Origin of the sequence: Bradyrhizobium brasilense, from assembly GCF_029714345.1 — a bacterium.
Taxonomy (GTDB): Bacteria; Pseudomonadota; Alphaproteobacteria; order Rhizobiales; family Xanthobacteraceae; genus Bradyrhizobium; species Bradyrhizobium australafricanum.
This window is the reverse complement of the sequence record NZ_CP121669.1, coordinates 3,317,576-3,339,690: the sequence shown is the minus strand read 5'-3', so window position 1 is coordinate 3,339,690 and position 22,115 is coordinate 3,317,576. Positions and strand designations below refer to the sequence as shown.

Here is a 22,115-nt window from a genome sequence, read left to right as displayed (position 1 = left end):
CTCAATGAACGTCAAGCGAATTCGTTCATACGATGAACGCCGCAACTAACTGATTGCAAAGGAATTTTTAATCAAGCCAATGTGTCGCAATGGCCACACTTCAGGCCCGATCAGGGGGGGTGGCCAAATATTGCGCCGCGAGCGTTGAATAACTGTATTGCCGCGCGACAGCTATTCGATCGCCCAGTGGACGCGCTGGACCGTCGAGGGCGGCGCGCAGGGACGCAGCGAGCGCACCGGGATCGTTCGGCGCGCATCGCGCGGTCACCAAATCCTCGAGGCCGGCAAGCGCCCGCTCTTCGCAGGCAATGACGCTGCGCGGCGCGAACAGGCAGTAGTCGAACAGCTTGTTGGGGCTGATGCCATGGTGATAGAGCGCGTTCTTGTGGAAGGCCACGACCGCGCAATCGGAGGCATGCAGCATGCCGTGCACGACCGATCGATCGACTTCATCATGAAACTCCACATTGGCAAGCGTGGCCGCCCGCTGTCTCAACGCCTCCCTCGAAGTGCCTGAACCGATCATCACGAAATGGATCTCGGGGTTTGCTTTGCCGAGGATGGAAGCAGCGTCGAGAATGGCCTCCACGGCATTTGGCGGGCCCATGCCGCCGGCGTAGAGAACGACGCGCCTGCCCTGCCGCTTCAGCAGATTAATGCGATCGATCAGAGGGTGAGCCAGATTTTCGATCGTCAGCGCGCTCTGTATTTCACCGTCGGACACTCCGTTGGGGATCCACATGAACTTGCCAGACGGCAGGCCACGCGCGCGCATATGGGCTTCAGCTCCGGCCAGCAGACAGATCACGCGATCTGCCGCGCGATAGGCCGAGCGCTCCTTCCAGCCGAGCACCTTCATCAGCGGATGCCAGGCGGGCGTCATTCCAAGCGCCACGATGCTCTCCGGCCAGAGGTCGCGGACCTCCAGCCAGAACCTGGCACCGAACTGCCGCGCGATCTGATCTGCCGCCGAGATGAAGAACAAATGCGGGCTCGACGCAATCATCAGATCCGGTTTACCGAACTGCGCGGCGATTGCAGGCGCTGCGGAGCGGAAGGCTGGCCCAAAGCTCAGGTTGTTGCGAAGCCGCCCCAAGCTGCCATTGCCATAGCGCGGTGTGTCGAGAAACCAGAAGTCGACGTCATTGATCCACTGCGGTCCCGGTACGCGTGGCTCCCTGTGCAGATGATGGAAGGCGGCGCTGACCACCAACACCCGATGCCCCATCTTTCGCCAAGCGTCTGCAAGCCAGAACGGACGCCAATGACGCCCCAGGGCCGGCCCCCCTGCAAAGGGATGCAGCAGCCAAATGTTCATGACGCGAGCTTCTCGTAGAGATTTTTCAGTTCGGCCGCATCATGCTGCCAATTGTAGTCTCTGACAACGGCTACTCTACCTGCTTGCCCCACTTTGATCGCTTGTTCAGGTTCTCCCGCTAGCAATGCGATACGCTCCACTAGTTCATCTTTGTCATCCAGAGACACCGAGAATCCGCAGCCGGCCGCCTCGACGATTTCTTTCGATCTTGGCAAGTCGCTGGTAATAACCGCCGTTCCCGCAGCCATATACTCGAAGATCTTCGTTGGCATGGCATGAAGGTGATTGGGCTCGTGATGGAAGAGGCATAGTCCGATTAGACTCTCGTTAAGCAGAGTAGCGATCTCGGATCGATCCAATTTTCCACGGTGAACGACGTCACCAGACACCGACTTCAACCAGTCAGCTTCGGCCACACCGATACTCCCCGCCAGGACCAGCGGCAAACCAGCCGCTTCACAGGCTTCGACCATTTCAACAAGCCCCCGATTAAAGCTCACATGCCCTACATAGACCGCTTGTCTCTTTCTCGGCGCGTTATCAGTCGGCTCGATAAACTCATTCAACCGAACGCTATTTCGGACTAGCGTCACGGCCGCGCCAAAGTCACGAAAACGCTGCGCAATCGCCGGTGTCGCCGCGATGATGGCATCGAACCGACACGCCGTCTTCCGCTCCACCAATTCCATACCGAATGCGACAATCGGCTGCATCCACCGAGGTATCCACTTCTTGGAATAAATGTCCGCCGGCACGTCCTCGTGGACGTCGTAGATCACCCTGCAACGTCGGCTCTTCAGCCGCAGCGCGAACGGTATCAGCTCAGGATCGTGAAATTGCACGACATCCGCGCCGGTCGCGCGGGCAAGCGCAAGCGCCGCTCGTCCCGCGACCCACGGGCGCTTCCATCGGGGAACCGGCGGCACCTCGATCAACTTGAATTCAATGCGACCTGGATCGCTCGGACGGGGTGATCGCGCCACGACAGTCACGTCGTGACCGGCCTCGGAAAGGCTCCGCGCCTCCTTCTCGACAATCCGAATGTCATCGGCCGAATGGACACTCGACAACATGCAAATCTTCATGGGGCTTCAACCCCAAAGCGCTCAGCCCAAAGCGCCACGCAATAGAGCCGCCAGCGCATTCCGAGGTCGAGCCGGTGAAATTTCCTCTTCACCGCAGCCATGTTCACGTACCGAGCAAGCAGTGCGCTGCCGGCCACCTTTTCATACATTGCAGGCGAGTGTCGGTTGAGCCATAGCCGATCGGGCGCGGCGAAACCGATCTTGTCCTTGCGCCAGGAGATGCTGGCCGGAAGAACCTCCTGCATGGCTGCACGAAGCGGCCACTTCGTCCACCCATTGTTCAACTTGATGCGCGTCGGCAAGCTCAACGCAAACTCAACAAATCGGTAATCCAGGAACGGCAATCGCGTCTCGATCCCAAACCGCATCGAGTTCTTGTCCTCGAAACGAAGCAGCATCGGCAGGTTGGTTTCCGTGATCTCCAGTACCTGCATTTCCTGCGCGTCCCGCGTCTCCCGCGCAAAACGGCGAAGACACTCCGGCAGGTCCGGGTTCTTCAGGAAGGCGTATCGCCAACGGTAGAATGTGGCCCTCAGCACCGCCGAACTGGCGCCAAACAGGTACATCAGCAAGCGCTGAGCCGAAATGCCAGCCTGTGTAGCCGCGCGGAAGGCGGTGAGAAATCCCCTCACACCGGAGCGATCCAGCTGGTCGCGGAGCCACGCCGCATAATAGCGATGATAGCCCAGCAGCGTCTCATCGCCCCCCTGACCATCCAGCAGCACAATCACGCCGTTCGCGCGCGCCGTCTTCATCACCTCGTATTGCATCATAATCGAGGGGCCTGCGAACGGCTCTTCCTGCACCTCGAGCAAGGCTTCCGCAGTCGATGCGAAATCCTCATAGCTCGGCTTGGTGCGCAACCAGTTCAGCTCGGCCTTTTCCACGACGTCGGCCGCGTACGCTTCCTCGTTGTTCGCCGCCTGCTCGCTCACCGCAGTGATGGCAAAGAAGCGACCATTGGAGGACGACGCGTAGTGCCTTGCGGCCAGCGTCGCGACGCTCGAACTGTCCAAACCTCCCGACAAGCAGGTTCCGACGCGAACATCCGAGCGCAGACGCAGGCGCGTCGCATCGTCGAGCAGCTCCGCCAGCAACTTGGCCGCATCCTGTTCGTTCGCCACGGCCAAACGAGGCGCCAGCGAATAGTAGCGCTGGATCTCGATCCGGCCTGTCGACACGTCGACGCGCATCTTGTGTCCGGGCGGCAGCTTCTCGATACCCTTGAAGAAGGTCCGGCTGGTGTGATCGCTCAAACCGCAGACGAGAAAATCCCTGACGAGATCGTCGTCCGCGATCGAACGCCCGATCAGGGGAAGCAGCTGGCGAATTTCCGAGCCGAACGCGAACTGCGTCGCCGTATTTGCGAAGTAGAACGGCTTTACGCCAAAACGATCGCGCGCGCAGAACAGCGTATTGTCGCGCTCGTCGTGAATCGCGAACGACCACATGCCGTTAAAGCGGTCGAGGCACTTCTCGCCCCAGCGGACATAGGCGGCCAGCAAGACCTCGGTGTCGGAGGCGGTATGAAAGACGTGACCGAGCGCTTCGAGTTCTGCACGAAGCTCGAGATAGTTGTAGATCTCACCGTTGTAGGTGATCCAAATCGGGAGCAGTCGATCGCGCATCGGCTGCGCGCCGTCGTCGGTCAAGTCGATGATGGCTAACCGCCGGTGCCCCAACCCGACCGCGCCATTGACCCGCACTCCGCGCCCGTCCGGACCGCGGTGAGCGACGAGATCGGTCAGTCGATCGACTTGATCAGCATCAACGAGCCCGTTCTTGGCGACTAGGCCGAATATGCCGCACACGAGTGACTGACCTATATCCGCTTGGGTTTCGTGGACAATGCGACAGGAAACGCATTCGAGCCGCTATGGCTTGAAATCCCATCCGGCGCCTGAGCTCACCTCTAACCCGTTCACGCGATGAACGTCAACCTCACCGGGTGAAGGAGCGATCGCGCGAGCTGACTTACCGTCTATCTTTCGATCGGTTCACCGAGATCCTGACCTTCAGCCTGTCGCATTGTCGCCGCAAAACTCGCTGCGAACGCGCTGACATTGTCGTCCTGGTGCGGGACGACGTTCCGAATGATGGGCCCGTGAGCCTCCTGCGCGGCCTGCATCAGGTGGTCTGCCAGCGCGACCGGATCGTCGACGCCGAAATAGCGGGCGCTACCCGCGGTCTGCTCCCGATGCACGTCGATGTCCGACAGGATCATCGGAACGCCAAACGACTTCGCCTCCTCGACGGTGGTGCTCCAGCCCTCGAAGCGCGATGGGTTGATCAGTGCGGTTGAAGCGCGCAGCAGCGCGTAGACATGCGGCAGCGGGATAACACCGAGGTGGCGGAACTGCGCTTCAAGGCCGCGCTTCTGGATCTCGGAGTTGACCAGATCATAATAGCCCGGCTCGCGCCGATCTTCCTTGCTGCCGGATGCACAGATCACCACGTCGATCGCCCGCCCCTTCAGGATCGTCAAGGCGTCGACGACGAGCTGGTGGTTCTTGTGGCGATAGAACTGATTGGGCAAATAGAAATAGTTCGCCGGCAGATTATATGCCGCGATCACTCCCGCCGGGTCCGTGTTCAGGAACGCGGCCGGCGGCTGGGTTGCGAAGCGAACGACGCAGACCTGGTTTCCTGCGCCTGGATAATAGGCCTTGAAATCCCGCAGCGCACTCTCGCTGCTCAGCATGATGGTTCGGCCCGAGGCGATTTGCATGCGAAAGCCAAGCTCGCGGCGCCAGCGTGCCGTCGCTGGAAACAGCTGCGGCAGAGAGCGGTGCTGCAGATCCGGAATCCATGCCACTGCCGGATGCGGGAGCCGCCAACCAAAGAAACGTGCCGATTCGACGACGACATCGATCCCGGCGCCTCGAAACGCCGCTGCGGCGCCGCGATCCAGACCAAGCCCGAGTGCCGCGGCCAACCCTGGCTGTCCATCGAACGCGTCCGATCGAACGACCTCGACACTCGGTATTGCGGCAAGCTCCGCGAGCTCACTCTGCTCGGCCCTGTTCCCGGCAAAGACAATCGGAACGAATTCGCCGGGCAGAAACCTGGCAAGCGCCGCAAACAGATTGCGCTGATAATTGTAGCCGCCGGCCCAAAGCCGTCGCGAAATGTGACTGAACGCGAACCGCAATGGGCGGGGCGTCACGAAGCCTGCCCCTTGAACCAGGCCACGTAGTCGGCAAGGCCCTGATCGAGCGGAATGCGCCAATCGAACCCTATCTGACGCAGCACGGCATCGTCGGCCAACAGGCTCAGGGGATCGCCGGGCCGGCTTACGCCCGAGTGCCGCACAACGGTATTGCCGCCCCACTGCCGGATGAGACCGGCTGCGATATCGGCAACGCTGGTCCCGCGGCCCGACCCGCCATTGATGACCCGGAAGGCCGCCGGCGACGACGGCGCTGCGACGCTTGCGAGCAGCCTTGCGACATCACGCACGTCGGTCCAGTCGCGGATTTCGTTGCCGGTCCCGCCAAGCGTGAGCACCTGCTCCTTGGCCGCCAGCCGCGAGCAGATGTCCCAGAGCAGCTGCTTGCGCAAATTGGGTCCATAGACCGAGAACAGCCGCACGATCGCACAGCGGATGCCAAACGACTGCGCGTAGCTCCCGCACAATTGCTCCATCATCAACTTGTGCCGCCCATAGGGCGACATCGGAGTTGTGATCGCGCTTTCAGCGATCGGGCCGACATGGTCGGCTCCATAGACGGCCGCACTTGACGCCGCGATCACGTTGCAGTTCGGCGCGGATCCGCGCAGCCATTCGAGCAGCCGCGCGGTGCTCGCCACGGTCCGCGAAAAGTCCTCGAACGGCCGCTCGATCGAGATGCCGACCGACGATCCGCCAGCCAGATGAAAGATCTGCGCCGGCAGCCCGTGCGCGGCGGCAAGCGCGTTGAGATTGGCCGCGTCGATTTCACCGTTGATCCAGCTCTGCAAACCAAGCCGCCGGGATTCCGCTGCATCGAGTGCGCCGTGCCCGACGCCGTGCACCGCATGGCCCGCTCCCGCCAGCTCATGCACGAGATGGCGGCCGATGAACCCATTCGCGCCTGTCACCCAGACGATCATCGCTCAGGCCTTGTGACAGACAAAGGAGTAGAGCCGGCCCGGTCGATTGTCGAAGCGTTCCGCCATCGACAGCAGCGAGCCGAACACAAGGCGTGACGCAAACGCGGTTCGCCACAGCGGCGCCACCGGAACCTTTTGCGTCAACCTGGTCACGATCGCCGATTTCAGGGTCTCCAGCGTATAGGGAAACAGGTTGATCGGGCTTTGCAGCGGCGCCAGCGTGTCGATCGCGGAAAAGCCTGCGGCGGTCAGCGCGCCGGTGTAGCGATCGAGCAGGAACGCATGCTCGCCCCCGTAAAGATGATGCAACGGATGCTGCGCGAGGAACTGGGGAAGGTCCGTCTCGTTGCTGATGACATGCTCGCGCGCGGCGATCAGCATGCCACCGGGCCGCAGCACGCGAAACATCTCCCGGCATGCTCCCTCGAGATCGCGCGTGTGGTGCAGCACGGCGCGGGCGAAGACGAGATCGAACGCCGCGTCGGCGAACGGCAGCCGCTCGGAAAACTCTTCGACCACCCGGATCGGCAGTTGCGTCTGCCCTGCCAGATCGCGGATCGCCGCCGCTCCCACGATTGCGCTCGGATCCGGCTCGAGCGCCGTCACGGCAAAGCCGGTTCGGGCGAGCGCGTAACTCGCAATGCCGCGACCGGCGCCAACATCGAGCGCGGTGCCGGACCGGCCGGCCAGCAGCGAAGCGACCGCCTGCCACTCGGAGCTCCGGAAATAGCGTTCGGCAGCTTCGGCCAGCGGATCGTCGTAGAATGCATCGAGCACAAGCTGGCGCTGGTCCGGCTGATTGCGCAGCCAGACCACCGCGTCCTCCCAGGTGGTAAACTTGCGCTCACCGTTCATCGGGCCCAAGCTCCCTCACCAATACGGCCGGATTGCCCGCCACGATCGAAAACGCCGCGACATCCCTGGTCACGACCGCGCCGGCCGCGACGATAGCGCCCTGGCCCACCGTCACACCGCGCAAGACCATCGCACTCGCGCCGATCCAGGCATCATCGCAGATTTTGACCGGACTCTCATCAAGCGAGATATCGTTCGGATGCCCGCGGGTGAAAATCTGCTGGACCTGTTTGTGCCGCTCGGCCGCCCGCAGCGGGTGCGTGAGATTGTCGAAGACATTCGCCGAATGCGAGATCAGGACGCGGTTGCCGATCTCGATCGACGCCGCCGACCAGATCCGGGTTCCTTCTCCGACATAGCACCATTCGCCGATCTTGATCTCACCACCATGCGCGAAGGTCAGGAGTTCACCCAGGATGCGGCTATTGCGGCCCACGATGATCTTGTCGGAATCGCCGCGGATGTTTCTGATCCTGGCATAGCGGCCGAGCGCCGCGTCCGGCTGCAGCCGGCAAGTCGCGCGACCGATCAGGCGCTGGATCAGGTAATCGACATTCATGCCGTCAACTGCAGACAAGCGACGGCGCGCGACGACGCCGCAAGGTCATTGCCCTGCCCTTTGCCGGTATGGACGTCGAAAACGGTCGCGTCGGCGAGCGCCTCGGCACTCCGGCGCGACCAGCCCTGCCGCGAATAGCCGAAATAATCGACATGGTGAGATGTCGCGCCGAATGCCTCGATGATCCGCTCGATCATGGCAAGATCGAACACCTGATACCAGCCGAGATTGTCGCGCTTGCCGAACGGCACCGAGATCAAGCAGGTCCCGCCGGGCTTGAGGATGCGCTTGAACTCCCGCACCGCCGGAACGAAGCCGTCGCGATCGGTCTCGGCGTCGCGCGGATCGCCCGTGTACAGCATCTGATTGTCGAGGCCGATGTGCTCGATCGTCGAAATGCTGGCGACGGTGTCGAAGACCTGATCGCTGAACATCGTGTTGCGAAGATCGCCGAACACATAGGAGTAGCCGTCATGCCAATAGCACCGCTTCTCCGGCGCCAGCGTCATGATGGTGAGATCCGCGCCGCGCAACGGCGGACGCTGCAGCAGGAAATCGTGGTTGAACGTCGATCCCGCGTCCAGCATCTTGCCGACATTGTTCAATCGGGCATAGACCCAGGGATATTCCACCACGCGCTCGTCCATGGCGACGCCGTAGCCAGGCGGAAGCTCCTTTCCTGCCTGAAGCAAGCCCGCATCGATGGCCGCAGTGATGGTATCGCGCTTGACCGTCTGATAGCCCGGGCCGAACGGCCGCGGCCGCAGCTTGAACAGCGGCACGGCGAGCCCGTCGGCCACCCATTTCAGCTGATGGATCAAGTCACTTGCAGACATCATCTCGGCCCGATCGCCCGCCCGCTGGCCGGCCCTGTGCACCGTCTAGAGCCTTTTCCGTTCCGATGGAATCGGAACGGGGCTCCAGATTGTTGTTTTGACGCATTTTCCCTGCGCGAACCGGCGCCCACTTCGCTCGAAAACGCTCTATCACGGCTCAATCCGCGCGACGAGGTCGATAAACTGCGCCCATTGCGAGGCCTTGCTGTAGGTCTCCTGCACGCGGCTCCTGCCGGAGGCGGCGATCCCAGCCCATTGAGGCCAATCCTGCAGGCTGCGTGAGATCGCCTCGGCGGCCCGTTCGGGAGCGTCGTAGGTGCGCATCGTGACGCCGTCCTGCATCGCCTCCGGATAGTTGCCGGCATCCGACACGAGCAGCGACCCGCAACCCATCGCCTCGAAGCAGCGCATATTGCCGCGATCGTTGCCGGCCATGTCGATCGCGCCGTTGAGCACGATCTTCGCCGATCCGAACAGCTCGTAGAGGTCCCTGCCGAACAGCGGCAACCTCGCGATTCGCGCGATGGCGTCGGGGCGCCGGTGCTTGCGCAGCGGCAGCAATCGACCGACCGCGCTTTCAGCAAGCCGTGTCAGCCGCGACGCATCGAGGCAGAACACTATCTTGCGATCAGCTGCCAGCGCGGCGACCTGCTCTAGCGTCCTGCCCCGCGCGCTATGATGCCGCGAATATCCACCGACAAACGCCACGTCGATCGGCCGTTCGCCGTGGCCGTACTGCTCCATGACAGGGTCGAGCGCGGGAAAGAAGAGCTCCGCCCGGCACCCCTTGGTGCGCCACGCCTCGAGGATCGAGGGGAAGTTTCCAAGCACCGCGCCATAGGCGGTGAGATCGGCATTTCCGGAAGGCGCGGCGCGCCAGCACAGCGTCTTCTTCACGCAGCCGGGAAGCTTGGCGACAAACGCGCTCGGATAGCGCACCGGATCGAGATTGTAGAACACCTCGGTTCTGTGATGCTCAATCTGCGCGAGCAGAATGGCCTCGAGCGTCGGCGCTTCCTTCATGCCCTGCTCACGTGCCCACTGGCGCTGCAGCACCTCATCGTCGCCATTCGTGAAGAAGGCTTGCGCTGCGCCGTCGAGCACGGGCTTGAGAAAATGCGCGGCGCCAAACCGGTCATGCAGGAACACGTCGCGGCGCGCGTCGAAACTTGACGCCTTTGCCGCGAGTTGGTTCAGCCTCGGCAAATAGGACGGATAGAGACCGCTATTCTGGAACAGACGCATTGGTTACGCGGACCTTGCCAACATCCATTTCATGTTCAAGTAAGGCCAGATCCGGCCAACGCTCTTCCAATCCCAGCTCTGCGACGCCGTCAAGCGGCCGACCGCCTTTCGAAGGGGCGTTTCGTCGACGAACTCGGCGAAAGCCGGAACATTCCGATCGAGCAGCTCTGCCGTCCAGCCCGCCAATGGCCCGTTCAGCCATTCCGGCATCGGCGAGTTGAAGCCTACCTTGCGGCGCGCGGTGCGGATGGTTTCGGGCATCAGGTTCGCCATCGCCTGCCGCGCCACCACCTTGGTCAGGCCATCCGCCGACTTGCTCGTTTCCGGCAGCGCCATCGTGTAGGTGACCAGCCGCCAGTCCATGAACGGCATGCGGACCTCGATCCCGTGCGCCATCGAGAGCCGGTCGAAATTGCGCAGGATGGTGGGCAGCGTGGTCGAATGGAACATGCGGTAGAGGCGCCGGTTCAACGCACCCCATGCATCAGGCAATTCGTCGTCCTCGGCGACCAGCGGCAGCGGCGCGGGCGCGGCCGTAGCGCCTCCGCGCAGGAAGTAGTGCCCCTCGCGCCTGATCATCTGCGCGCGCAAGAAGTCGATGCCGCGCTGCGCCAGCTGCGATCGTGAGGTGAGCGCGGCTGCTGCGTTCCGGATCCGGAATGCGGCCGACTGTCCTTCCTGCAGATAGGCGCCCATCAATTCGTCCGCGCCATGGCCGTCCAGCGACACGGTGACGTTCTGGCGCCGGAGCTCGCGATAGATCAGCCACGGCGCGCTCGGCAGCCCGATATAGACGTCGTCATTGTCGTCGAGGATGCGGTCAAGGTCGGTGAGCGCGTCGGAGCGCCCGATCTCGAGAAAGCTCGGTGCCACCTCGGCCCACGCGGCCGCTTCCTCCGCCATCGGCCGCTCGTCATTGCTCGCGCCGGGAAAGGTCGCGACAAAGGCGTGCCGCCAGGCGGTCGAGTCACGCGGCCCCATGCCGGCCTTCTCATGGGTCGCCATGGCGCAGATCACCGCAGACGAATCGAAGCCGCCGGACAGGCAGGTCCCGATCGGAACGTCGCTGCGCATCCGCAGCGCGACGGAATCCTGAAACAGGTCGCGAAAGCGTTCGACGCGTTCGGCCTCGGTATCCGGGATCGCCGGCAGGTGATCCACGGTCCGCCACCAGCGGCGCACCTGCACACGCCCCTGGCGCAACCACATGCAGTGGCCGCCCTGCAGGCGGCGCAGTTGCGCGAACAGCGTCCGCTCGCTGCCTTCGATCCCGAACGGGTCAAGCAACAGCCGCCGCGCTACGTCGACATCGAGCGACGTCTCGACCAGCCCGCTCCGCGCCAGCGCCCGCTGTTCGGACGCGAACACGAACCGCTCGGACGACAGCGCATACAGCATCGGCTTGATGCCGAAGCGATCGCGCGCCAGGAACAGATCATCGGTGGCCGTGTCGTAGATCGCCAGCGCCCACATGCCGTTGAAGCGCAGCAGCATGTCCTCGCCCCATGCCTGCCAGGCGGCAAGGATCACTTCGGTATCGGACTGGCTGCGGAAAACCGCGCCCTTCGCCTCGAGCTCGCGGCGCAATTCGAGGAAGTTGTAGATCTCGCCGTTGTAGACGATCACATGGCGGCCATCGCCTGACACCATCGGCTGATAGCCGCCCTCACCGGGATCGATGATGGCGAGCCGACGATGGCCGAAGGCGACGTTTCGCTTGGCGTTGAACCAGGTGCCCTCGCCGAACGGACCGCGATGCGCGATCAAATTGGTGAGCCGCGAGATGTCGACCGGCTCCACGGGAGCGCCGCGCAGATTGACGATGCCTGCGATGCCGCACATGTCTAAATGGCCTTGAAGGGTAGGAAGCGACTGCTGATGACGCGGAGATCCCGCCAGCACACGGCGCGATAGGGACCGAGCTGCGACATCGCGACGGCGGCAACAAAAATCGCCGCCGCCGACACGCCGTAGAGCGACACCACATACCACCATGACGGCGCGTGGTCGAACGACGCGTGGCCGAGCTGCGAACGCAGCGCCAGCGCGATGGCTACTCCCGTGCCAAGCGGAATCAATACGAAATGCAACATCCGTGACCACATACCTGAAAGGCGGAAGGTTCGCCGCAGCAACAGCACGGTGATCACCATCTGGGCGACCATCCCGACGCAGGAGCTCCATCCGGCCGCCTGCCAGCCGAAATACGGCAACGCGACGGCGCTGGTCGCCAGCGTGAAGATGCCCGTGACGAGCGAGATCAACGCGTTGGAACTGGAGCGCCCCTGCGACAGCAGATAGAACGCAAACACATTGGCGCTGGACCCCAATATTCCGCTGATCGCGAGCACCACCAGCACCAGCTGGGCCTCGGCGGCGACCTCGGCGCCGGTCCATCGATGCAACAACGCGCCTGCGACCGGGATCAGGCCGCCCAGCGCGCTTGCGGCAAGCACATTGAGAATCCAGGACGAGCGAAGCAGGAGGTCGACCTTGCGATCGTCATCCTCCCTCTGCAGGGTGCTGAAGAACGGGAACAAGATCTCGCCGATCTTCAGCACACCGATATAGACAGCCTCCTCCAGCCGCTGCGCGACGCTGTAGAAGCCGACGAATTGCGGCTGCAGCAGAGCGCCGAGCAGATAGCGGTCCGCCTGCCCGGCGAACAGCGCGCCGCTTTGCGCCGCGAACTGCCAACCGCCAAGCTTGACCAGCGCACGCAGCGCACCGCGATCGAGCGCCGGCCGTGCCAGCCAGTCACTGATGGCGTGGCGCGACCAGGCAAACGCCATCACGAGATTTGTTGCAAAGCCCAAGGCCTGACAGCCGAGGAAGGTCGAGGCACGCGGCGCGTAGGGGATCAGCAGCAGCATCGACATCGTCGTCACCACCGTGCCCGTGATGCTGATCGACGCGATCCGCCGATAGTCCTGACGCGCCGTGAACAACGAGAGGAAGACGGCGAACAGGCACTGGAACAGCCAACCGGCGCCGGCCAATGCGAAGGCGAGCCCGAGGTCGTCGGCGGCAGGGCCGCCGAGGTGGAATCCCAGTCGTGCGAGCGGCGCGCCGGCAAAGGCAAGCAACGCCGCGATCAGGCCGCCAAAGACGATGGCAAGCGCGAGAGCGGTCGCGAAAAATCGCCGCGCCTGGTCGCGGTCGGACGGTTCCAACCTTTGCGCGAGCTCGCGCGCCGTCGAAAGGCCGAGCGCATTGCTGAACATCAGCGCCGGCGCGACACAGGCCGTCACCAGACCCGCAACGCCGAACGCGGCGAGACCGAGCCGGAAAATCACGAACGGCAGGATCGCGAGATTGAGCAGCACCGCGACCGCGAAGGCGGTCGCGTTCCATGCCGAGTTACCGAGCAGATGGGATGGACCCTTTTTCACCGCCATGCCCGCTTTCGGTCCATCGCTCCGATACGCCTCAAGTGCCTCTTCCGTAAGGGCAAAACCCCATTCGGCATGGCGACGGGCTAGCAGCCGGCGCGGTGATTGTCGAGGGTTGGCGGACGGCGGGGAGGCGTGGGTCCGGGCCAGGGCCGCGGCAAATGCAGGAGCCGATCTCCGCGGAACCATGGCTGGTTGTTTCCGGCCCTGTTTGTGATCCGGGTAACAGTTGGAAAGGCCTGCCAAATTGTCTATGGCAGATGGGCTCAAGCCCCCGGGCAGCCCGCCCAACAAGAGGTGTCTCAATGCCCTTTCCCCGCGCATCCCAAGCCCTGTCCCGTTTCACCGTGCTGGATTTGACCCGGGTCCGGTCTGGGCCGACCTGCGTGCGTCAGCTCGCCGATTGGGGCGCCAATGTCGTCAAGATCGATGCGCTTCTGGAGGACGGCGGTGGCGAGCAGCCGGGCGGCCCGCGCGGCGGGTCCGATTTCCAGAACCTGCATCGCAACAAGCGCGCAATGACGCTGAACCTCAAGGACCCCAAGGGGCTCGAGGTGTTCAAGCGGCTGGCCGAACAGGCTGATGTCGTGGTCGAAAACTTCCGGCCGGACGTCAAGGCCAAGCTCGGCATCGATTACGAGAGCATCCGCAAGATCAATCCGCGGATCGTCTATGGCAGCATCTCCGGGTTCGGTCAGGACGGCCCCTATCACAAGCGCCCTGGCTTCGATCAGATCGCCCAAGGCATGGGCGGCCTGATGTCGGTGACCGGCGCGCCCGGCGGCGGACCGATGCGGGTCGGCATTCCCGTCGCCGACCTTACCGCGGGTCTGTTCTGTGCGATCGGCATCCTCACAGCGCTGCTGGAGCGCGACGTATCCGGCGAAGGCCAGTGGGTGCAGACCTCGCTGCTGCAGGCCCAGATCTTCATGCTGGATTTCCAGGCGGCCCGCTGGCTGATGGAAAAGGAAGTGGCCAAGCAGGCGGGCAACAACCATCCGACCTCGATCCCGACCGGCGTGTTCAAGACCTCCGACGGCTACATCAACATCGCCACGACAGGCGGGCGGATCTGGGAGCGTTGTGCACAGGCGATCGGCGCGCCCGAGCTGATCACCGACCCAGACTACGCGACCGCGCCGGCGCGCTCGAAGAACCGCGACGCGCTGAATGCCAGGATCGGCGCGCTGACCGCGAAGAAATCGACCGAGACCTGGGTACAGGAGCTGAACGCCGCCGGCGTGCCGTGCGGGCCGATCTACTCCATCGACCAGATGTTCGAGGATGCCCAGGTCAAGCATCTCGGCATGGCCCAGCACGTGCCCAATGACGAGAACCGGCAGATCCAGCTGGTCAGCCAGCCTGTGACGCTGTCGCGGACGCCGAGCAGGATGGCCGCCCGGCCGCCGGAGTTCGGCGAGCAGACCGAAGAGCTACTGGCCGAATTCGGCTTCGGCAAGGATGAGATCGCCGAGCTCCGTCAGCGCAAGGTGGTTTGACGGTATCAAGCCACCAACGCCCTAGCGGTTCGAGGTCGCCAGATCCCGGACCGCCACTACGCCCGCGCAGGCCGCAGCATTCGTCCGAGCCCGACGAACGCCTTGTCGATCACCGGCCAGAACAGCAGCACGATCGCCAGCGTCGTGATGGTGCCGACCAGGCCGTTCGACCAGAACACCTTCATGTCGCCGCCGGAGCCGATCATCGAGAGGCGGAACGCATCCTCGGCGCGGTTGCCGAGCACCAATGCGAGGGTGAACGGCGCGAGCGGGATCCCGATTTTCTTGAAGACGTAGCCGACGACACCGAAGCCCAGCATCAGCCAGATATCGAACATCGCATTCTGGATCGCATAGGCGCCGATCGCGCAGGACACCACGATCATCGGCGCTACGGCCGCGAACGGCACGCGCAGGATCGAGGCGAAGATCGGCACCGTGGTCAGCACCAGCACCAGGCCGACGACATTGCCGAGATACATCGAGGCGATCAGGCCCCAGACGAAATCCTTGTGCTCGACGAACAGCAGCGGCCCCGGGTTGAGGCCCCACACCATCAGGCCGCCGAGCAGGATCGCAGCGGTCCCCGAACCGGGAATGCCGAGCGCCAGCATCGGCAACAGCGCCGAGGTGCCTGAGGCATGCGCGGCGGTCTCCGGCGCGAACACGCCCTCGATCCGGCCCTTGCCAAAGCTCTCCTGATCCTTGGCGAAGCGCTTGGCGAGGTTGTAGCCCATAAAGGAGGCCGCGATCGCGCCGCCCGGCGTGATGCCGAGCCAGCAGCCGATCACCGACGAGCGCAGCAGCGTCACCCAGTATTTCGGCAGGTCCTTCCACACCGAGAGCACGACGCGCAGGCTGATGCCGGCCGCGTGTCCGCGCAGCGCGAGGCGCTCCTCCATCGTGAGCAGGATCTCGCTGATGCCGAACAGGCCGATGACAGCGACGAGGAAGTTGATGCCGCGCAGGAGCTCCGCGGAGCCGAACGTCATGCGCAATTGCCCGGACACCGTATCCATGCCGACGCCGGCGAGCAGCAGCCCGAGCGACATCGAGATGACCGTCTTGTGCTTGGCCTCGCGGCCGAGGCCGACGAAGGAACAGAAGGTCAGGAGATAGACGGCGAAGAATTCCGGCGGGCCGAACCTCAGCGCAAACGACGAGATCATCGGCGCCAGGAAGGTGATCAGCAGCACCGCGACCAGCGAACCGACAAAGGACGAGGTGAACGCCGCGGTGAGCGCTTCCGCCGCCCTGCCCTGCTGCGCCATCGGATAGCCGTCGAAGGTGGTCGCGACCGACCAGGCTTCGCCCGGGATGTTGAACAGGATCGAGGTGATGGCGCCACCGAACAGCGCGCCCCAATAGATGCACGACAGCATCACGATGGCGGAGGTCGGATCCATGGTGAAGGTCAGCGGCAGCAGGATCGCGACGCCGTTGGGGCCGCCAAGCCCGGGCAGCACGCCGACGAAGATACCGAGCACCAGCCCGACCATCATCAGGAGCAGCGTCTTCCACGTCAAAAGGACGGCAAAGCCGTGCAGCAGGAGACCGAAAGCTTCCATGGTTCGACTCGGTTCGCTAGCGGCCGAGAGCCGCTTCGAGCGGCCCCTTCGGCATGATGACGTCGAATGCGATGTCGAAGGTCACGAACATTGCGGCGGTGAAGACAAAGGCGGTGAGCAGCGACTTCCACAGCGCGATCTTGCCGACGAGGCGCATGAAGCCCGCGATCAAGAGAAAGCTCGCGACGTAGAGGCCGAGATATTGGGTGGCGAGGCAGAACAGCAATGTCGGCACGAACACCGCCATCACCCGGCGAAGCTGGGCGCGGGTGACAAAGGTCTCGGCAGCCTCCTGGCGCGAGACAAAGGCCGCACCCAGGCCATAGAGGCTGGCGCCGCCGAGGATGACCGAGAGGTAGAACGGAAAATAGCCCGGCTGCGGACCGGTCGAGTCCCACGACGCGCCGGTGCGCCAATTGTCCCAGCCGAGCACCACGGCGAGCGCAAGCAACAGCAGCGACACGACGACGTCGACGACGCCGGTGCTGACGACCGCCGGCGAGTTATCTTCAGGGGCGGTCGGATCGTCGACGACGATCTCAAGTTCGGTATTGGACATGGATGAGACGGTCTGGGTTGCGAGGGCAACGATTGGGATAGCGTGCTGATGCAACCACCGTCAATGCAGCCTTCAGCTAAACAGTGGAACGTTCGGGAAAGGCGCTCGCAAGTGCAGCACGCTCCGGCTTGAGAACGCCGCGCTCGGTGATCAATCCGGTCACAAGCCGCGCCGGCGTCACGTCGAAGCCGAAATTGGCAACCGACGAGCCGTCCGGAACCACGCGCACGGTCTCGATCCGGCCATCCGCCGTACGTCCCGTGAGGTGCGTCACCTCGGCGGCCGCGCGCTGCTCTATCGGAATCTGCCTGACGCCGTCGTCGATACTAAAGTCGATGGTCGGTGACGGCAGCGCAACATAGAATGGCACGCTGTTGTCGCGGGCCGCGAGCGCTTTCAGATAGGTCCCGATCTTGTTGCAGACGTCGCCATTGGCGGCGACGCGATCGGTCCCGACGATCGCGAGATCGACCATCCGATGCTGCATCAGATGGCCGCCGGTGTTGTCGGGGATCACGGTGTGCGGCACGCCGTGGTGACCGAGTTCCCAGGCGGTGAGCGAAGCGCCCTGATTGCGCGGACGCGTCTCGTCGACCCAGACGTGGACCGGAATGCCGCGATCATGCGCCTGGTAGATCGGCGATGTCGCCGTTCCCCAATCCACGGTTGCAAGCCAGCCGGCGTTGCAATGCGTCAGGATGTTCACCACCTCGCCCGGCCTCTTGGTCGCGGCGATCGTCTCGATCAGGCCGAGCCCGTGACGGCCGATCTCGCGGTTGATCTCGACATCCTCATCGGCGATCTCGCGCGCGCGGGCATAGGCCGCCTCGGCGCGGGCCGAAGCCGCGAGCGGCGCCAGCGCGCGCTGCATCTCGTCAACAGCCCATTTCAGATTGACCGCGGTCGGCCGGGTCGCAAGCAGCATCTTGCCGGCGCGCTCGAGCGCCGCATCCGAGGCATCGGCGCGCATCGCAAGCGCCACGCCATGGGCTGCGGTCGCGCCGATCAGCGGCGCGCCGCGGACCAGCATCGAGCGGATCGCCTCGCCGGCCTCGTCCGCTGTGGTAAGTTTGGCGACGATGAATTCATGCGGCAACCGGCGCTGATCGATCGCGCCGACCGACCAGCCGTCGGGCTCGAGCCAGATGCTGCGAAAATGTCGTCCATCGACTTTCATGTCCTACGCCCTTCGCGTCGCGCGCTCGCTAGAGGACTTCTTCACGACCGCAACACCCGTCCGGCGACGGCATCGAGCTTGGCCAGCAGCTGCGGATCGCGGGCCGCGGGCGCCGTGATCAGCGCGGTATCCAGCGCCCGATCCGAACCGACCGGGCACGGCTCGTGCTCGCGCGGGAAATCCCGCGCCAGCCGCGCGACCAGCGCCTTTGCCTTCTCGGCGTTCGAATTCAGCACGCGGATGATATCCTGCACCGTCACGGCATCATGCGCCGGATGCCAGCAATCGAAATCGGTGACCATCGCCACGCTGGCGTAGCAGATCTCGGCCTCGCGGGCGAGCTTGGCTTCCGGCATATTGGTCATGCCGATCACCGAATAGCCCTGCGCCTTGTAGGTCAGGCTTTCGGCGAGCGAGGAGAACTGCGGCCCTTCCATGCAGAGGTAGGTGCCGCCGCGGGCGAACGCGATGTCTTCGGCCTCGGCAGCGGCGGCGAGATGCCTCGCCAGCAACGGCGACACCGGATGCGCCATCGAGACATGTGCGACGCAGCCCCTGCCGAAGAACGAGCTCTCGCGCTTGTGGGTGCGATCGACGAACTGGTCGACCAGCACGAAAGTACCGGGCGGCAGCTCTTCCTTGAACGAGCCGCATGCGGACAGCGCGACGAGGTCGGTGACCCCCGCCCGCTTCAGCACATCGATATTGGCGCGATAGTTGATGTCGGACGGCGACAGCGCGTGTCCATGGCCGTGGCGCGGCAGGAACACGATCGGGAGTCCCGCCATCTCGCCGCGGCGGAGCGGCGCCGACGGCTCGCCCCAGGGGCTTGTGATCGCCTCCTCGCGGACATTTTCCAGGCCCGGCAGATCGTAGATGCCAGATCCACCGATGATCCCCAACACGGCTTTGGTCATGATCGCTCCTCACGGTCCCGCAACGGCGCCGGAGGGGTGACCGAGCCCAATCGGGCTCGCCGGACGTTCGGCCATACTGCGGCGCAGTAATCACTGCGCCGCTGCCACTTGCAAGGCAATTCCAAGCTAACAGGAAAGCAGCCGGCCCAGTCATTCCGGGACACCCGAAGGGTGCCCCCGGAATCTCGAGATTCTGGGTTCGATGCTCCGCATCGCCCCGGAATGACGGCGGATCCGCTACTTCGCGACGAACCCTGCCGCGTTCATCAGCGAGGCATTCTGCTTGTCGTCATCCTCGAGGAACTCGACCATGTCCTTGCCGGTGAGGAAGATCGGCTTCAGCGCCTGCTTCTCCATGTAGTCCTTGTATTCAGCCGTCTGCGTCACCTTCTGGAACAGGTCGACATAGAACGCCTGCTGCTCCTGCGTGACCTTGCCCGGCAGGAACATCGCGCGCAGCATCAGATACTGCACGTCGAGCCCCTCCTCCTTGCAGGTCGGGATGTCGTTCCAGGATTGCGTGTCGGTGACCTTGGTCTTGTAGGAGATGCGCTCCTTGTCGAACACGCAGAGCGCGCGAACCTGTCCGGCGCGCCAGACTTCGAGGTTCTCGCTCGGATTGTTGACGTTGGACTCGGTGTGGCCGCCGACCAGCTGGGTCGCGGCCTCGCCGCCGGACTTGTACGGCAGGTACGAGAATTTTGCGCCGGTCTTCTGCTCCATGAACACGGTCAGCACGTGATCCTCGCGCTTGGAGCCCGTGCCGCCCATCTTGAACGGCGCACTCGCCGCTTTCGCGGCAGCGATGAACTCCTTCACGGTCTTCGGACCGGAGGCGTTGTCCCACAACACGAACTGATCGAGCGCGATCACCGACACCGGGGTGAGGTCGCGCCAGTTGAACGGAATCTTGGCCGACAGCGGCAACATGTAGATCAGCGAATAGGCGATCAGCACCTTGTTGGGATCACCCTCGCTGGACTTCATGTACATCAGCGCTTCCGCACCCGACGCGCCGCCCTTCAGCGACACTACCATCGGCTGCTTCATCAGATTGTTCTTCTGGATCGCCGCCTGCATCATGCGCGCCATCTGGTCGGAGGCGCCGCCGGCACCGGCCGCGACCACGATTTCGACCGGCTTGCTCGGCTCCCAGCCGGCAAAGGCCGGCGTGCTCAGCAAGAGGGCCGCGATTGCAGCCGTGGTCTTTACAATCTGTCCCACGTGTTTCTTCCCTATCTATTTGTTCGGCTTGGCAAAACCTGCGAGGTGGCGGGCTCGCGTCATTGTGCCGAGAATGAAGGTGAGTTCAAGCCGCGAACTGCCGCATGGCCTATGACTTTGGAATGAGGTGGGTGCGTCACTTCGCTTAGCATAGCCGCTTTGCAACAGTCCCGTCATCCTGAGGAGCGCGGAACGCGCGTCTCGAAGGATCGACGGTCACCAGCCGGGCCGTGCATCCTTCGAGGCTCGCTCCGCTCGCACCTCAGGATGACGGGGTGAGTTTTGATTCAACTTTCAAACAGCTTGTTCGCTGTCGTCCCTGCAAAAGCAGGGACCCATAACCACAGACGTTCGTTGTTGAAGCGAGCTGTGGCTCCAGCGTTGTGCGACAATGACCTTCGGTGGTTGTGGGTCCCGGGTCGCGCTTCGCTCGCCCGGGACGACACCCAATTTGTGGAGCGATTTGCGAGTCACACATCCGCGCTCTCGCGACATGATCTGCCCGAGCTTTGCAGTTCGATCCGCCCTCTCTTGAACGGAGGGCGCAGGGAAAGCCGGGTGCCGATCGCACCCATGGGCCCCGAGCAAAAGGTAGAAAGCTCGGGGGTAGGACCACAGGTGTAACCGGAAACAACCCGGCTTTCCCTGCGCGATGGTTTACGGCTTATACGTGCTCACCCCGGCGAGACTGGGCTTTGTTGTCACCGCCCTCGCAAAAACGCTTGCGCGCTTTGCGAGAGGACACCTGCCGCTAGGGCGTCAGGCCTGCACGATTTCGCCGTCCGCCGGATGCGCACTCGTCAGTCGCGCAACCGGCGTCCACCGCATCTCACCGCAACACCCATGACGATGCGCAGCGCCCCTCGATCGGGTGAGACGGCTATTTCTATAGCACTGAGTTGGCTTTCGGATAAAGCGAAATATTTTTGCTTTGAGGGCTTGACCCGTCGGGCAACTCAATGATTGAGCGCCGCCGCTACTTGCCCTTGAAGTTGGGCGCGCGCTTGTTGAGGAAGGCGTCCATGCCCTCGCGGAAATCTTCGCTCATATAGGCGCGCAGGATCAAATCCTCGCCCTCCTCGCGCGACAGCGTGCGGCGGATGCGGCGCACCGCCTCCTTGGTCACTTCGAGCGTGATCGGCGCGTGGCCGGCGACGAGCTTCGCCGTCTCGGTGGCGCGGCGCTGCAACGTTTCCACATCGGGGACGACTTCGTTCAACAGCCCGAGCGCCAGCGCTTCCGGCGCCTCGACGAGGCGCGCCTTGAAGATCAGATCCTTGGTCCGCGCCGGACCGATCAGCGACACCAGCCGCGAGATGTTGGACATCGACAGGCAGTTGCCGAGCGTGCGCGCGATCGGGAAGCCGATCCGCGTCGCCTCGGTGCCGATCCGGATATCGCAGCAGGCGGCGATGCCGGCGCCACCGCCGGTGCAGGCGCCGGCGATCGCCGCGATCACAGGCACACGGCACTGCTCGAGCGTTCCCAGCACGCGATCGATCCGCGCCTCATAGTCGAGCGCATCCTGCGCCGTCTTGAACGCGCGGAACTGCGAGATGTCGGTGCCCGAGGCGAACGCCTTGTCGCCGGCGCCGGTCATGATCAGCGCCTTGATGGAGCGATCCTGATTGATGTTCTCGCAGATCGCCGCCATCTGCTCGTACATTGCAAAGGTCAGCGCATTGCGCGCCTGCGGCCGGTTGAACGTGATGCGCGCGATCCCGTCCTCGACGGAATAGATCAGGTCTTCGGTCGAAGTGACGGGCGCGTTCATGTCTCGCTCTTTCTG

The 22,115-nt window shown here is 63.6% G+C and carries 19 protein-coding genes; 2 read left to right on the top strand and 17 right to left on the bottom strand.

Annotated elements, in window-relative coordinates; all coding sequences use genetic code 11:
• Window positions 1-100: 100 nt before the first annotated feature.
• From QA635_RS15495 to QA635_RS15480, 4 genes are all read right to left on the bottom strand, one after another.
• Window positions 101-1,318 carry a glycosyltransferase family 4 protein gene (locus QA635_RS15495; RefSeq protein WP_283070104.1) on the bottom strand — a complete coding sequence of 406 codons (1,218 nt, stop codon included), beginning with the start codon at window positions 1,316-1,318 and terminating at the stop codon, window positions 101-103.
• Window positions 1,315-2,391 (bottom strand): glycosyltransferase family 4 protein, encoded by a 1,077-nt coding sequence (locus QA635_RS15490; protein WP_283070102.1) that lies wholly within the window; start codon window positions 2,389-2,391, stop codon window positions 1,315-1,317. The genes QA635_RS15495 and QA635_RS15490 overlap by 4 nt, the downstream gene beginning before the upstream one ends.
• 8 nt (window positions 2,392-2,399) lie before the next feature.
• Window positions 2,400-4,214: an asparagine synthase (glutamine-hydrolyzing) gene (gene asnB, locus QA635_RS15485; RefSeq protein ID WP_283070100.1), complete on the bottom strand. Its 1,815-nt coding sequence runs from the start codon at window positions 4,212-4,214 to the stop codon at window positions 2,400-2,402.
• Window positions 4,215-4,384: 170 nt separating this feature from the next.
• Window positions 4,385-5,131: a glycosyltransferase gene (locus tag QA635_RS15480; RefSeq protein ID WP_283070098.1), complete on the bottom strand. Its 747-nt coding sequence runs from the start codon at window positions 5,129-5,131 to the stop codon at window positions 4,385-4,387.
• Between QA635_RS15480 and QA635_RS15475 the strand changes: the two genes are divergently transcribed.
• On the top strand, window positions 5,126-5,599 hold the full coding sequence (locus QA635_RS15475) for a hypothetical protein (protein ID WP_283070096.1): 474 nt from the start codon (window positions 5,126-5,128) through the stop codon (window positions 5,597-5,599). The genes QA635_RS15480 and QA635_RS15475 overlap by 6 nt on opposite strands.
• Here the strand turns inward: QA635_RS15475 and QA635_RS15470 are convergent.
• From QA635_RS15470 to QA635_RS15440, 7 genes are all read right to left on the bottom strand, one after another.
• A complete protein-coding gene (locus QA635_RS15470) occupies window positions 5,566-6,483 on the bottom strand; it encodes an NAD-dependent epimerase/dehydratase family protein (protein ID WP_341850425.1) in 918 nt (305 codons plus the stop codon). The two genes, QA635_RS15475 and QA635_RS15470, sit on opposite strands and share 34 nt — an antisense overlap.
• A 15-nt stretch (window positions 6,484-6,498) precedes the next feature.
• Window positions 6,499-7,350 carry a class I SAM-dependent methyltransferase gene (locus QA635_RS15465; RefSeq protein WP_283070094.1) on the bottom strand — a complete coding sequence of 284 codons (852 nt, stop codon included), beginning with the start codon at window positions 7,348-7,350 and terminating at the stop codon, window positions 6,499-6,501.
• On the bottom strand, window positions 7,340-7,909 hold the full coding sequence (locus tag QA635_RS15460; protein ID WP_283070093.1) for an acyltransferase: 570 nt from the start codon (window positions 7,907-7,909) through the stop codon (window positions 7,340-7,342). The genes QA635_RS15465 and QA635_RS15460 overlap by 11 nt, the downstream gene beginning before the upstream one ends.
• Entirely contained in the window at window positions 7,906-8,748 is an 843-nt protein-coding gene (locus QA635_RS15455; protein ID WP_283070092.1) for a methyltransferase domain-containing protein, read from the bottom strand. Before QA635_RS15455 ends, QA635_RS15460 begins: the two co-directional genes overlap by 4 nt.
• A 147-nt stretch (window positions 8,749-8,895) precedes the next feature.
• Window positions 8,896-9,990, bottom strand: a complete 1,095-nt coding sequence (locus QA635_RS15450) for a glycosyltransferase family protein (protein WP_283070090.1) — start codon at window positions 9,988-9,990, stop codon at window positions 8,896-8,898.
• Window positions 9,991-9,993: 3 nt separating this feature from the next.
• The gene (asnB, locus tag QA635_RS15445) at window positions 9,994-11,832 is read right to left on the bottom strand and encodes an asparagine synthase (glutamine-hydrolyzing) (protein ID WP_283070088.1); all 1,839 of its coding nucleotides are present in this window, start codon (window positions 11,830-11,832) and stop codon (window positions 9,994-9,996) included.
• Window positions 11,833-11,834: 2 nt separating this feature from the next.
• On the bottom strand, window positions 11,835-13,388 hold the full coding sequence (locus QA635_RS15440; RefSeq protein ID WP_283070087.1) for a lipopolysaccharide biosynthesis protein: 1,554 nt from the start codon (window positions 13,386-13,388) through the stop codon (window positions 11,835-11,837).
• A gap of 299 nt (window positions 13,389-13,687) precedes the next feature.
• On the opposite strand from QA635_RS15440, the gene QA635_RS15435 reads away from it, so the two are divergent.
• Window positions 13,688-14,881, top strand: coding sequence for a CaiB/BaiF CoA transferase family protein (locus QA635_RS15435; RefSeq protein WP_028343110.1), 1,194 nt, complete (start codon window positions 13,688-13,690; stop codon window positions 14,879-14,881).
• 56 nt (window positions 14,882-14,937) lie between these two features.
• Here QA635_RS15435 and QA635_RS15430 read toward each other — a convergent pair whose 3' ends face one another.
• From QA635_RS15430 to QA635_RS15405, 6 genes are all read right to left on the bottom strand, one after another.
• Entirely contained in the window at window positions 14,938-16,449 is a 1,512-nt protein-coding gene (locus tag QA635_RS15430) for a tripartite tricarboxylate transporter permease (protein ID WP_038380818.1), read from the bottom strand.
• A gap of 16 nt (window positions 16,450-16,465) precedes the next feature.
• Window positions 16,466-17,008: a tripartite tricarboxylate transporter TctB family protein gene (locus QA635_RS15425; RefSeq protein WP_283070085.1), complete on the bottom strand. Its 543-nt coding sequence runs from the start codon at window positions 17,006-17,008 to the stop codon at window positions 16,466-16,468.
• Window positions 17,009-17,084: 76 nt separating this feature from the next.
• Entirely contained in the window at window positions 17,085-18,185 is a 1,101-nt protein-coding gene (gene mtnA, locus QA635_RS15420; protein WP_283070084.1) for an S-methyl-5-thioribose-1-phosphate isomerase, read from the bottom strand.
• 41 nt (window positions 18,186-18,226) lie between these two features.
• The gene (locus QA635_RS15415; RefSeq protein ID WP_283070083.1) at window positions 18,227-19,102 is read right to left on the bottom strand and encodes an S-methyl-5'-thioadenosine phosphorylase; all 876 of its coding nucleotides are present in this window, start codon (window positions 19,100-19,102) and stop codon (window positions 18,227-18,229) included.
• 237 nt (window positions 19,103-19,339) lie between these two features.
• Entirely contained in the window at window positions 19,340-20,317 is a 978-nt protein-coding gene (locus tag QA635_RS15410) for a Bug family tripartite tricarboxylate transporter substrate binding protein (protein WP_370144256.1), read from the bottom strand.
• Between the two features lie 985 nt (window positions 20,318-21,302).
• Complete coding sequence (locus tag QA635_RS15405; RefSeq protein ID WP_057020490.1) at window positions 21,303-22,100, bottom strand: enoyl-CoA hydratase/isomerase family protein; 798 nt, start codon at window positions 22,098-22,100, stop codon at window positions 21,303-21,305.
• Window positions 22,101-22,115: the final 15 nt, after the last annotated feature.